The sequence below is a fragment of the Mycobacterium sp. NGS61 genome, from assembly GCF_059812325.1.
Genome location: NZ_JCALCL010000003.1, coordinates 277,659 through 292,468, shown reverse-complemented (window position 1 = coordinate 292,468; position 14,810 = coordinate 277,659). Strand labels below are relative to the sequence as shown.

2 protein-coding genes are annotated in these 14,810 nt (G+C 66.6%); both read right to left on the bottom strand.

Annotated elements, in window-relative coordinates:
• Positions 1-5,451: a non-ribosomal peptide synthetase gene (locus AC5Y3Z_RS08935; protein WP_463824534.1), complete on the bottom strand. Its 5,451-nt coding sequence runs from the start codon at positions 5,449-5,451 to the stop codon at positions 1-3.
• Positions 5,448-14,594 (bottom strand): non-ribosomal peptide synthetase, encoded by a 9,147-nt coding sequence (locus AC5Y3Z_RS08930; RefSeq protein ID WP_473139520.1) that lies wholly within the window; start codon positions 14,592-14,594, stop codon positions 5,448-5,450. The genes AC5Y3Z_RS08935 and AC5Y3Z_RS08930 overlap by 4 nt, the downstream gene beginning before the upstream one ends.
• Between the last annotated feature and the right edge of the window lie 216 nt (positions 14,595-14,810).

The window sequence follows — 14,810 nt, the reverse complement described above, 5'->3', positions numbered from 1 at the left end:
TTATGCCTCGGCGGTCCAGGAATTCGCCAGCAGCTTGGCGACGGACTGGGCGTTTTCGCCAGTCAGACAGTCGAAATGGGTGCCGTCGATGTCGGTGATGGTCAACTCCCCCAGACAGTAGTCCGCCCAGAACGCGGTCATGTCCTCCTGCAGCGTCGGCAGGAAATGAATATCGCCGCGTTGGCGAAGGAAGTGGATGTCACCGAGGTACGGCTCGGTCGCGCCGTGCACCACCGCACGCAGGCTGTGCACGAAGATCGACCGCAACTCGCCGAGCGTTTCGACGTCCCAGGACTCGCCCAGCACACCGGATTCGGCCAACAATGCAAGGCGTGCCTCGCCGGCCTCGGCACTGCGCTCCAGGCAAGCCGCAAGCACAGGTTCGGCTACGCCGCGCAGCGCACCGGCCGGTATCACGTCGGCGTAGCGCGCCCGCGCGCGCGTGAACGCGCCGCGGACCGCGTCGTCGTCCACCTGCATGCCAAGAACTTCCGGTGACACACCGAGGATCTGGGCGAAGCAGTAGTCGAGAACGTCGTCGTCTTCGACGTCCATCGGGACGCGGTAGGAACTCACCACCGTAACGGTGCCGACCTCGATGCCGGCCTCCTCCAGGCATTTCGCGATCTCAGCCGAGAGCAGACCACCCATGCAGTAGCCGAGCAGGTGAACCTTGGCCGGCGCCAGGGCGACAAGCGCGGAGCAATAACGGGCTGCCAGGGTGGTGAACAGCTCGGCGGGCGCGATCTGAGCATACCCGTCACTCGGAATCCGTTGCAGCCCATAGAGTTCAGTAATGCCGGCGGCGCGCAGGTACGGGATCAACTCGTCGTAGGGAGCCACTCCCCCGCTGCCGTCGTGCACACATACTGCAATCTCGGCGGCCCGCGTGAAACCCGGTCCGGGGCCCAGGTACACCAGCGGTGAGCCGATCCCGGCAACTTCCGCCTCGGCCGGCACCGGTCGCGACCGGGGTGCGCGCACCACCTCGGCGGCTGCGGCCAGGGTGGGATGGGTAACCATCGCGCGAAGCAGATCGTCCCACGCCAGCCCGGCGGCTTCGGCGATCTCACGGCGGATGCGGCCGATTGCCTGTGCCATCAGCAGCGAATCGCCGCCGAGCGCGAAGAAGTCGGCGCCGGGTGACAGGGTGTCGATCGACTCCAGGCCCAGCACACCAACCCATATCTCCCCGATTCGGGCCTGCAGGTCGTCAAGGGGGCCGGACATTCCTGCCGTGCGGTTGTCGCCGGCACGAGCCGCGCAGCGCAGCGACTCGAGTTCGGCGGTCACTGCCGCGCGGTCGATCTTGCCGTTGGTCGTCAACGGCAGCGACGGTAGGCAGATGATGTGTTGCGGGACCATGTAACTCGGCAGGACGTCCCGGGCCTGCGCGGTCAGCTCCTCGGGCCGTAGCGCGTACGCGGTGGAAGCCGAATCACACCAGAACACGTGCTGGCCCAGTCGCCCCAGCGGATGCTCAGCCGGCGGGAAACTGCACACTTCGCCGAACGGTGACTGTTCGAGCGCGACATGCCATTGCGCGTAGGTGAGGAAAGCCGAGTTCGTCCCCGCCCGAACATCGGTGAAACCGTGCAGCCCCTCTTTGAACTCCATCGAGATCATCAACGGATGGTTGACGGCTGTCGCGTCGATGAAGACCAGGGACCCGCCGGGTGTCAGCAGCCGATTCAGCGCGGCGAGCGTGTCGTCGATGTTGATCGCGTTGTGCAGCACGTTGGCGCAGACGACGACGTCGAACGAGCAGGAGGAGAAGCCCTGCTCCGCAGGCGGCAGGTTGATATCGAAGAGGCGATAGTCGACGAAGCTGTAGTCGGCGAACTTCTGACGGGCCTGAACGAGAAAGAAATTCGATACATCGGTGAACGTGTAGCGCACCTGACTGGAGGCCAGCGCGGCGAGCAGGTCCGCGGTGGTGCCGCCGACACCCGCCCCGACTTCCAAGATCCGCAACGGCCGCGCCGCCGTCGCCCGGGTCACCCGCGCTGTCACACCGGCCACCACCAGTTGATTGACGTATCTACTGAGCAGGTTCTCGCGGTAAGCGGCCGTCGCGATGTCAACGGTCGCCTCCGGAAACAGCAGCGCGAGCGGATCGACGGTACCGGCCAGCAGGCCCGGTAGGTTCTGGATGCATTCGCCGACATAGGCCAGCAAGTCATCACCGTAGCCGACGGCCGCACCCAGCGTGCGTACCTGCTGCCACTGCGCTACGCACGCGGAAAGTTCATGGTGCGCAACCAGTTCCACCGCGTCCGAAGACGCCTTTACCAGCCTTTCGTCGGCGAGCACGTCCAGCCAGCGGCACAGCAGGCGCTGCAACCGGTCCGGCAGCGACAACCGGCGGGCCAGTTCGTCGACGGTGAGCTGTTCGCCCGGGAGCGCCGCGGTCGCCAGCGCCGCGCACATACTCCGCAGTGCGGCCGACTTCGCGGCGGTAGCGAACAGTAACAATCTCTCCACGTCGAGATCGGCGGTGCGGCGCTGATGTGCGGCGTCGATGGCGTCGGTGGTATCCGTTGTGCTGGTGCGGCGTTCGGAGAGTTCGGCGTCGCCGGCCGGCCCTGGGACTACCGCGGCCGCGATCACCCGGTCCTGCGATGCCCGGCCGAGGACGGTGGCCAGCGCGGTCCGCACCCCCGGCAGACCGCTCAACGCGGCCTCCACCTCCGCCAATTCGATTCGGTGCCCGCGGATCTTGACCTGGTTGTCTCGGCGGCCGAGCAATTCGATCACACCGTCGTCGGTGACCCGGCCGTAGTCACCGGTTCGGTACAGTCGCTCTCCGCTGACCGGATGAGTGAGGAAAGCAGCCGCCGTGCGGTCGGGATCACCGAGGTATCCCTGGGCGAGTCCCACTCCGCCGATATGTATCTCGCCCACCTGCCACGGAGCCGCGGGCTCACCACGGTGGGTCAGCACCTGAACGCACTGGTTGCGCATCGCGGTGCCATACGGGATGCTGCGCGCATACTGACGCGCCGCCATGGGTTGGCAGATGGACCAGATCGCGGCTTCGGTCGCACCGCCGAGGCTGAGCATCGCGGCTGCCGGCGCCAACGCGGCGATCTGTTCGGGCTGCGAGACCGGGATCCAGTCACCTGACAGCATGACCTGCCGCAGTGTCGGCAGCGTCGCCCGGTCGGCGTACTCCAGCAACAGTTGCATCTGCGCCGGAACGGAATTCCACACGGTGACACGATGTTTCGAGATAGTGCGGAACCATGCGGGTGGATCATTGCGCCCGTCCCCGTCGGCGAACACGATGGCGCCGCCCGCAGCGAGCATACCGAAGATGTTGTACACCGACAGATCGAAAGTGTGTTGCGATACCGCGAGCACCGAATCTGTCGCGCGGATGCCCAGTCGCTCGTTGACATCCTCGACGGTGTTCAGTGCGGCGCGGTGACTCATCATGACTCCCTTGGGGATTCCGGTGGATCCCGAGGTGAAGATCACGTACGCCGTGTCGTCGGGCCGCGCCGGCGCAACCGCCGGTGTCGCCGCCCCGTCGGGCAGCCAGGTCGCCGCGTCGGCGAGCAGCTGATCAACCCGCCCACGCTGTTCGAACACGGCAGCCGGCGAACACTGCGAAACGATCTGAGCTATCCGATGATCCGGCCACTGCACGTCCAGTGGCACATACGCAGCGCCGGCCAGCACGGTACCTAAAATCGCTGCGACCTGGCTCCGGCCGTGCGGCAGGCGGATTCCGACGTAGTCACCGACACCGACGCCACTGGCCGACAACTCCGTGGCCACCGCACGCGCAGCGGCGAACAACTCAGCGTAGGTGGTGGACAAGTCGCCCTGCCGGATCGCGACCGCTGCTGGAGTCTGCGCGACGTTGATCAGAAACCCCGAGTGCAGCAACGCCTCCGGTATCTTCCGCACCGCGGCGGGTTCCGGCGCGATCGCCGGCAACAACGGGCGCTCCCAGGCCGGCGGGTCGGTGCTCAATGTCTGCAGGGCGGCGCGGAAATCGCTGAACGCACGGTCGAGCGCGTCGGCGCTGATCACCCCGTCCCGGGTGTCCCAGTTGATTTCACACGCCCCGCCGATCTCGAAGACCTGGCAATCCAGCAGTACCTGCGGGGTCTGGCTCAGACCGCGACCCGGTATCGGGCGTAGCAAAGCGGAGTCGGCGGCGGTGTGCTGCGTGGCGTAACCCAGCGTCGACGTGAGCACGACCGGTGAGTGCTCGCCGCGGTTCTCGTCGCTGCGCGCCAGCATCCGGGCTACGTCGACGCCGCTGAGGGTGGCGTGGTCCATGTCCTCGAACAGACGCGCGCCCATCACCCGCAGCAGTTCGCCAAAAGGGGGCTGCCCCCGCAGGTCTGCTTCCAGCAGGCTGGTGCCGGTGAAATCCCCGACCAGCCGGGCGACCTCGGGGGTGAACGGGAGGCGGGCCATCGTCGTCAGCGTCAACAGGAAGTGGTCGCGGTCGCCGTATCGGCCCAGGACGGTGGCGAACGCCGCCGCGATCGCCACACTGGGCGTGGCACCGCATTCGGTCGCGCGTCCGGTGAACGCCGCGAACTCGTTGGCGGACAACCGCATCGACCGTCGGGAAAAGGTCGGTGCGGTTTCGGCCGGCCCGGTCGGCAACAGGGGCAGCGAAATCGGCGGCGGCAGCTGTTCGAGGCGGCCCTGCCAATAGTCGAGATCGCGCTGTCTCCGACGCGATCCGGCCACCGAGTCGCGATAGCGGGCGAGGTTGAGCAGGTACTCACGGAAGCTGAATTCGGGTGCAGGCAGGCGATGTTCGGGATCGAGCAGACAGTGGCCGAAGTCGGTCATCAGGATGAAGATGCTGACGAAATCGGCGATCAGCAGGTCGACCGACACGTGCAGCACGGCATCGTCCGGACCGATCGTGACCACGATGTCATACATGGGCCCCGCGCCCAGCGCGTAACTGCGGTTGCGCAGTTCCTCGCCGATCCGGGCACGCTCACCCTCGATGTTGTCGGCGCTCTCGTGGACGGTGATGCCGTCCGCGATATCCGGGCAGATGACCTGATAGCCATCCGGCTGGACCACACAGCGCAACATGTCGTGCGCGTCGACGACTTTGCGCCACGCCGACCGGTACGTTTCGGCGCTCGGTTTCGCAACGGTGTAGTCGACGACGAACTCGGCGTACCCGTGGCAACCGACCCCGCCCCATCGGAACGCCGAGGTGCGGCCGACCGAGTACGCCGCCTGCACGTCGGTGAGCGGAAACGGTTCGAACCTGTCCTGCGGCGCTCGCAGCACCTCCGCCTCGCGGTTCAACACCGCGATGATGTCCGGTTTCGCCGCGGACAGTTGCGCTTTCAGATCTGCGCTCAGCACGCCTTGCGGCGCCCGGAAGCGGAGGTTCGCACCGTCGACCCATAGCTGCACACCGACACGGCGCGCTTGGTCGATCAGCTCGGCGGCACTCACAGCACTCCTTCTTCGATGTCCCAATCCTGGCCTGCCGGCTCGTGATCGACCGCCTTCAGTCGCGCGGCGAACTCCCCGATCACCGGATTCTCGAACAGCAGCCGCATACTGGCCCCGGGCGCTATCTCGCGGCTGATCTGCTCGACGACCCTGGTCGCGGTCACCGAGTCGCCGCCGAGTTGGAAGAAGTTCTGGCCCGGTTGCACGCGGGGCAGGTTCAGCGCCACCGCGCAGATCTGCAAGACCCGTTCGAGGAGTTCAGCTCCGCTGTCGTCTCCGTTCGGCGCGGGGGACGTGGCGACGGCGGACACCATGGCTTGGACCAGCGCGTCGAGGTTGGTCCGCGCGACATCCGCAGAGATGGCCTGCGTGACGAAATCCCAGGACAGCGCCAGCGAGCCGGCGTTCTCCCACATCTGGAAGTCCAGCACCGTCTGCGGCGTCTGGGAGAGCCCGTACACCAACGACCCCAACTCGAAGGATGATCCGCGCGACGTATCGATCAGCCCGAGCCCGCTGGTGAACACCACTGGAAAGACGGCGTTCGCGGGTTGACCGTGGTGACGCAGCAGTTCCCGCTGTAGCCACACCGCGTCCGCGGTGCGGTGCGGCAGGTCGGTGAGCAGCTGCCGCTGCAGCCGGCGCGCCTGCTCCCAGATCGGCAGGTCGGCGTCGACTCGACATTCCAGTAGCAGCAGCGACGTGAAATCCCCGATCACGTCCTGGATTCCGGCCACCCCGGGATCGCGGTCGAACAACGTGACATTGATGCAGAACTGCGTCGTTCCGGCCCAGCCGGCCAGCACCCGCGCGTAGTTGGCCAGCAGGAAGGATGCCGCGGTGACCCTTTCGGTCCGGCACGCCTGGCTAATCTTCGTCCAGACATCCCGCGCGACAACGGCTTCGACGCGATCGAAGACTGGTTTTCCGATGTCGAGGATCACCTGTGTCGGGGCCAGCCGCGGAGCGGGCGGCAACGATGGCAGGCGCGCGCGCCAATAGTCACGGCCCGCGGCCAGGTGCGGCAATACCGATTCGTCTGCACCCGGCCACAACTCGGGGTGGTCGCGCACGTATTGGGCGAATGTGGTTTGCAGCGTGGGCAATTGGGCGGGATCGCCACCGCGGTACAGATAATCCAGCTGCGCCAGCGCGATCATCATGCTGGTCCCGTCGAGCATGACGTTGTCCATGCTGATGCCGATGACGGCGTCACCAACGCCTGCCTGGACGCCGAAGTCGATTCCGGGACGGGTGGTGAGGTCGATCACCTGGTCCCGCATCCGTCCCCGCACATCGGGGTGATCACACACCACCGGTTCGATCGGCACCGGGTGAACGGTGGCGCACAACCGCGACCCGGCACCGTCCGTCTTGGTTGTCACGGTGGTGCGCAGTCCTGGATGGTGCTCGACGAGCCGGCGGGCAGCGGCTTCGAACCTGGACCGGTCGAAGTCGCGCACCTCGAACTCGAAATAGCAGTGTGCGGCGACCCCGCTCAGCATGAATCCACCTTCGCGGCCGGCCAGGTACGCGTGCTGGACGACGGTCAGCGGCACTTCGCTCTCGCTGTGCAGCGGCGGTGGCGCCGGAGTAGGCGGCGGTGTCCCGGGCGCGCCGGCGTGCGCGGCAAGTTCACCCAACAGCGGGTAGTTGAACAAGTCGACCAGGGCCAGCCGTCCGAAACCGGCGGTCCGTAGATCGGCGTAGACCCGGGTCGCCACCAGGCTGTCGCCGCCGAGCAGGAAGAAGTCGTCGGAGGCGCTCGGCAGGATGTGATCCGCGAGATTCAGGTGCCGTCGCCATATTTCGGCGATTGTGGCCTGGACCGATTGGTCGGCGACGGAGGTTTGCGCAGGGACCGCCGCGGGTGTCGCGGCGCTCGAGCGCAGCGCTGCTCGCCGCGGCGAAATCCGCTGCCGCGGTTGCGCCACGATCGTCAGGCCCGCACCGTCCTGCGTCATCTGTCCCGGCTGCCAGCCGTGTTGCGCGATGAACCGCCACCACTGGTCCGGCGTTCGCAACGCTCCGGGCAACAGGACACCGGGATTGAGAACAGCCGCGCTGGCCAACGTCGCCGCAGTGATCTCACAGATTTCGGCCGCCCACAGCCAGCCGGTATCGGTCACCGTCAGCGCGTCGAGCACGGCCCCCGCGTCCGGCAGCTGGTGCAGCGATCCGCAACAGATCACGACATCCGCTGCCACAGCAGGGATTTGGTGCGGCGAGACGATATGCCGCACGGCGGAGGGCAGCTTCCTGCCGGCCGCGATGTCGGCCAGGACGGGATTGGGCTCGAAGCACAGATAGTCCGCCACGACCGCACCGATCATGTCGGTAAGCCGTTGGGTGACCAATCCGGTCCGCGAACCGACTTCCAGGATCCGCAGCCGACGACCGACAGCGCGGGCATGTCCGAAGATGCGTTCGGTGAGATCGTCGAGCGCCCACTGCAGCCGCCCTTCGGCCAGCAGCATCGCCTCGGGGGCAAGTCGTGGGTCTCCGATCAAGGTCTGCGCCGACGCCGCTCCGGTGACGATATCGGCCAATCGCCCAGCGGCACGGGCGGTGTCGTGGCCGGTCGACAGCGGAAGTTGCTGCCACCGCCGCACTACTTCGGCATATTCCGGTCTGACGTGCCCGGGTGCGCAGAGACCGCCCGCGGCGGCGATGACCGCTGCGGCCCAATCGGATTCGTCTAACAGCGGCTGCTGCGCCCGGGCCACATCAGGCTCACCCGCCGGCGCTTCGGCATGGTTGTGCACTGCGTGGCGAAAACACGAAAAGACCGCTGCCAGATGATCTTCGGCAATCAGGTTGGTGGCTGTGTCCCAGCTGATCCGGGCTGCGCCGCGGTCGTCCTCGATCTGGCAGTCCAACCAGACCCCGGGGGTCTGCGTCATCGTGCGGATACTGGACAACTGCGCCGGGCTCTGCGGCACGAGGCCGAGCGTGCTGGTGAACACCACCGGATAGCCGGCAGAACCGCGCGCGCGCAGGGCGGCGAGGTGCCCAGTTGCATCAGTGCCGCTGCCGACCGCACGCCACAGTTGCTGCTGCGCGGCGGCCACTGCCTCCGGCGAGCCCGGTCCCGCGGCACCGTAGTCGGCCTCGCACAGCGCTAACCGGGTGAAGTTCCCCAGCACCTCGCGGTCAGCGGGTGCGTACCCGGGTCGGTGTGACATTGGTACGACGACGGCGAAGCGGTCACCGGCACCGCCCGCATGCAACGCCGCCGTGAAGGCCTCGAAGATCAGCGCGGTCGGTGTGACCCGCAGTTGAGCTGCCCGATCCCGCAGGCCGGTGAACTCGCCCGCACTCAGGGTGAAGCTGCAGCGCTGGAAGCCGACCCGGGTGGCCGAGTCGGGTCGCTGGTCACGCAGCGGCAGCGTCGGCGGCGGGCACGCAACATCGAAATCGCTTTCGCCGCTTGCTTTTTCGCTGGCGAAGCGGACGAACACGTCGGCGCTGGGGTCTACCCGCCGCGGCCGGGGTGTCTGCTGGTAATCGGCGATGATCGTGGCGATCACCGTGGCCAGGCTGCGGGCGTCCAGACTGAGATAGTTGATCAACAGACCCACATAACGCGCCGAGCCCGACGGCGTGAAACAGGTGATCACCGGAACCTCGCGTGGATCGAAGTCCCCGTCGGTCATGCGCAGCAGCAGGGTATCCGGATCACCGGCGTCCACGAGCTCGACTCTCACGTCCGGGGTGTGGCGGTGCACGCGCTGGCCGGTGTCGGACTCCAATCCGCAGCGCAGGACCGCGAATTCCTCGACACACGAGGTCACTACCGCGACGAACCGGTTCAGGTCGATCCGGCCGTCGGTGGCATCGACACCCAGAACGATCGCGAAGTGCGTTGGCGCACGGGTGCTGCCGTTCAGGCCGGCACTGCCGAGCACATAGGCCTGCTGCAGTCGGGTCAGCGGAAACTCGGTATCACTCATTGCCGGCCCGGCGACATGTTCAGCCGGGTGCCGCGTCATCGCACCGATGACACACCCGGCGGCGAACTCGCCGAGCGTGGGGCGGCGCAACAGTTGTCCGACCTCCGCCCCGAGCACTCCGCGGCGCTTCAGATCCGCGGCCACCTGCGTCGCGCGCAGGCTGTCGCCGCCGTGAGCGAAGAAGTTGTCGTCTCGACGTGCGACAGGTTGTCCCAGCACCACTGACCAGGTGTCGGCGATCAGCTGCTCCACCGTGCTCAACTCGGCGCCCGGATGCTCGGTCGCCGCCGTCCGTATCGCGGATTCCACCTCTCGGACGGCACGGCGCCGGTCGACCTTGCCGTTACCGGTGAGCGGCAGTTCCGCGGCGCGGACGAAATGTCTGGGCACCATGTAGTGGGGTAGGCGAGTTGCGAGATATGCGCGCAGTTCGGCCGAGATCGCATCGGTCAATCCGGCGCTCCCGCTGCACACTACGACCGCCCCCAGAGCGGCGTTGCCGTGGATCGGCACCACCGCCGCGCTGTCGATCAGGGCATGCCCACGCAGGGCGTGCTCGACCTCACCGCACTCCACGCGGTGACCACCGATCTTGACCTGAGAATCGATCCGGCCCAGAAACTGCAAAGTGCCGTCGCGCCAGTAACAACCGAGGTCGCCGGTGCGATACCAGCGGTCGCCGATCTCATCCACGACGAAGCGCTCAGCGGTCATATCCGGCGCGTTCAGGTAGCCCTGGGCGACACCTGCGCCACCGATCCACATCTCTCCCGCGACGTAATCGGGACAGTCCCTACCCCGGTTGTCGACAACGCGAAACCTCTGATTGGACAACGGGTATCCGTAGGGCACCGATACCCATGCGGGATCGACTCCACCTGTCGCCGGCAAGACGAACTCGTTCGACCAGATCGCGGCCTCGGTGGCGCCACCCATCGCGACCAGCCGCGCATTCGGCGCGGCACGGTGCAGGCGGCTGGGCATGGTCAACGGAATCCAGTCACCGGACAGGAACACCGACTGCAAACTCGGCAGCGTCTCCTCATTGTCGCCCGCCGCAATCAGCAGCATGTCCAGCAGAGGTGGCACCGAATCCCATACCGTGACCTTGAATTCGGTGATCAGCGCGCGCCAGCGGAACGCATCGCGGCGAGATCGCTCGGAAATAATCACCAGGCTCGCACCACAGCTGAGCGGGCCGAAAATGTCGTAGACACTGAGGTCGAAGTCCAGGGCCGAAATCGCCAGCAGTGCATCGGCACAGCCAATCCCGTTGCGCTGGTTGACATCATGCACCGTGTTGAGCGCCGCTGCGTGCGAAATCAGCACGCCCTTGGGCTGGCCGGTGGATCCGGAGGTGTAGATGACGTAGGCGGTGTCGTCCGGGTCCACCCGGATCGGATCCCTCGGCACACCCTGGAGTAGCGATTCGAGGTCATGAAGCACCGGGGCTGCGGTCAGACTGTGCAGCAACTCAGGTGAACCGATCAACCCGGCCATTCCCGACAAGCTGCAGATGCGCTCGAACCGTTCGCCCGGCTGGTCCACCCCGATCGGGAGGTAGCTGCAACCGGCCATCATCACCCCGAGCACCGCGACGACCTGGGCGGGGGACTTGGCCAGTCGAATGCCGATCACCGAGCCCGGCGCATGTCGTTCAGCGAGCACTCCCGCCACCCGGCGCGCGAGCTCGTCGAGGTGGCCGTAGGACAGGTGCGGGTATGTCGCGGCGATCGGGTCACCGTCACCCTGGCAGTTGAATTCGTCCGCTGCCCAACGTAAAGCGACCCGGCCGGGATCGGCCTGCACCTGTCGCCGAAACGCGTCGTAGAGTAACCCGTCGGCGCGCGGAGCTGCAGTGGCGTTGCGTTGCCGGCGAATCAGTCGCGAACGTTGCGGAAGTTCGATGCGGGCCGCGGTGGACCACTCGCGGTTGCCGAGATGTTCCAGGAGCCCGACGTAGGCGCCGAACATGTCTGTGACGACGCCGGGAGGAAAGCAGCTGGCCCGGTAATCCCACGACACGATCAGACCGCCCGAGGCATCGGGTACGGTACCAATCTGATTGTCGATGAGCACCTGTGGGGTCATCGAGGATACTTCGCCCAACGCTCCGAGGGTGTCGATGTCGCGTTGCCGCTGGGCGGTCGTCGCAGCGGCGTAGGTGAACACCACCGGTGCGATCCCGCTGTGTCCGGTGCCGGCCTGCAGCTGTGCCGCAAGCAGATCGGTGGATTCCGGAGCGGTCAACGCGGCGCGCAGTCCTTGCTGGACGCGGCGCACCAGGTCGGCAAATCCGTCCTCGGTGTCCATGCCCGCCCGGTAGAGATGAGTCGCGGTGAAATCTCCGATCACTTCCGCGGCATCCGGCGGACGACCGAAAGTCGTCACGTTGACTAAGAACTCGTCGCTGTTGCTCCAGCGGTGCAACACCGCGGTGTAGGCGGCGAGGAACACCGCCGCGCGGGTGACTCCGTGGGCGCGGCACATCTCGTCGAGAGCGGCCAACAGGTGAGCACTCAACGTGTGTTGTTCGCGAGCGAACGCGATAGCACGTTCCTCCGCCAAGGGCAACGGCGGGCATTCCGGCAGCCGTTCGACGTTGTCGGTCGACGACGGCGCAGTGGGCACCCGGACCAGATCGCTACAACCCGCACCCACGGCGGGGAGTCGGTCGCCGCGGTATAGCGCGGCGAGATCATGCAGCAGAAGATCGATGCTGCTCAGGTCGGCGATGATGAGGTCGATCGCGAAGTGCAGGATGCAGCGGTCGGGCAGACGGGTCAGTTCCACCCGCCAGGTATCGCCGCTTTCGATACCGAATCGGTGGCGGCGCAGTCTGTTCCGGACCTCATCGAGGTGCGGCCGATGCGCAGTGCCGGCGACCTCGGTCAGATCGTGGACCCGAAGCGGAGCGTGAACAGCTTCAGATCCGATATGACATCGACCGGCGTCCGGAAAACTGCTGCGCAGCATCGGGTGCCGGCGCACCAGCTCGCCGAGGGCAGCATCGAGCCGATCCGGGTCGATGGTGGCGCCGCTGAGTTCGAAATAGGTTTGGCAGCCCACCCCGCCCAGGGGCTGCGCCGGATCGCGACCTATCCAGTACGCGCGTTGTAGCGCGGTCGTTGGTACATCGGATCCCGCCGTGCCGGAGTCCCGCGCCGGAATCGTTGGCGCAGAGTCGAAGAGACGCTGCCACGTGCGCAGTGTCGGGTCGGCGTACAGATCGGCGAAGTTCACCTGGCGCGACATCGTCGCAAACCATTGGACAACCTGCGCGGTCATCATCGAGGTCAAACCCAGTGTGGTCAGATCGGAGTCGAGTTCGAGGTCGTGAACGTCGACGCCGAGCAACCCCGCGACGAATCGGGCCGGCTCGGTCGTCGGCCGCTCGTGTCTCGCCCCGCCAGCCGATATCGAAACCTCGTGCACGACATCGAATTTCGCCGAGTCGAGCATGTCGAGTGTCTTACGCCGCCGGATCTTGCCGGAGGTGGTCCTGGGTAGCACGCGGGGGCGGACCCAGACAATGCGCTCTGGAGCGGTCTGGTGCACCGCGAGAATCCTGCGGCGCAGCACCCGACTCAGGTCATCGAGGTCCTCGGCTGGGGCCGCGGTTTCCGCGACCAGCCACCACGCGTGGGAATCCTGTGGTTGCACCGCGCACGCGCCGCCGCTGTCGACCCCGCAGGGTGCCTCTTCGACGGTCAACTCGATGTCGTTGGGGAAATAGTTGCCACCGCCGACAATGATCAGATCGCGGAAACGTCCGCAGATGTAGAGTTCGCCGTCGCTGCGGAAGCCGGCATCGCCGGTACGCAGATAGGGCCCCATGCCGTCGGCGGTGGTGGCGCCGAAGGTTTCGGCGGTCAGCTCGGGTTGTCGCCAGTAGCCGTTCGGCAGGCCCGCTCCGCCGACCCAGATTTCGCCGACATCGCCGTCGGACAGGACAACGCGCGACCCCGGATCGACGATGCGCACATCCCAACCGAAAGTGCTGTCACCGCAACTGATCAGGGTGCGCACCCGGTGGCCGGCCGGGACCGGTCCGACGATCTCGGCCGCGCGGCCGCGGTTGAGTTGCTCGGCATCGAAGGTGGCCTGTACCCACGGGCGCGGCCGGGCCGTGCCGGAGACTGCCAGACCTGCCTCGGCGAGCCCGTACTGCGGAGCCATGACGTCCGCCCTGAGACCTGCCGGCGCGAACTTCGCCGTGAACTCGCGCAGCGTGGCGGCGCGGACCGGTTCGGCACCATTGATCGCCAAGTGCAGGCAGGACAGGTCGAGCGACGCGAGGGCAGCCTCGTCGAACGCGTCGAGGCAGAGGCGGTAGGCGAAATCTGGCCCCGCGGTCCAGTTGCCTCGCACTGCGTGGATGGTTTCCAGCCAGATGCGTGGGCTCTTCACGAAGTCGAACGGTGGGATGAGTGTCGCGGTCCCGCCGGTGGTCAGCGCCAGCATCACACCCCAGAAGATCCCCAGGTCGTGATACAGCGGCAGCCAGCTGACGGTGTGGATGTCCTCGGGACGATTCCACAGCGCAGCGCCGATGCCGAGCTGGCAGAGCATCGTTTCGTGAGTGTTGACAATCCCTTTCGGTTGTCCGGTGGAGCCCGAGGTGTATTGCAGGAACGCCACGTGTTCGGGCGTGATCGCCGCCGTGGCCGGCAGTTGCCGCGACCCGGCGGCAACGGAGTCCGGGGTGAGCAGGGCGAGCCCGTCCAGCAACGGATCACGGCCCAGGGCTTCCACGAGATCGGAACTGGTGTAGACGGCAGCCGGCGCACAGTCCCGCAGCACATAATCCGCGCGTCGGAGAAACCGTTCGGGCGCGTCGGCCGAGGGCAGATACAACGGGACCGGGATCAGGCCGGCCTCCATCGCGGCGACGAATCCGGCTACGTAGTCGGCGTCGCCGATGCGGGCCATCACCACGCGGGAACCCGACGGGAAGCCACTGAACGCGCCATCGCGGATGTGGCAGACCCGGTCCCAGAACTGCCGGTAGGTCCAGACGTCTGTTCCGGCAGACCCGACCATGCGGAGCGCGACAGACTCCGGGCGTCGGCGCACCCACTCGGCAACGACCTGGTGGATACCTCGCTGAGCCGTTGGCGCCGTGGCGAAGTCGGTCTCGGACCGACCGCAATGGTGATCCGAATTCCGCTGCCCGGTCGCCGTGGACATGCATCTGCTCCTTGACTTGATCGGCGCCGGGCGGCCCCGGTCAGGTGGCCGACTGGGGCTCCCACCGGGGACCGCCTGCATTCCAGGGTTGACGGCGACGCATTCAGGGTCCAACCTATAACATGAAAATCATTTTCAACAACGGCTCTCTGCAAACGGCCCTGAAGACGAAGCTGGCACGCTGAGGCACGAATCGGCGCTGTCCCGCGGTAATGA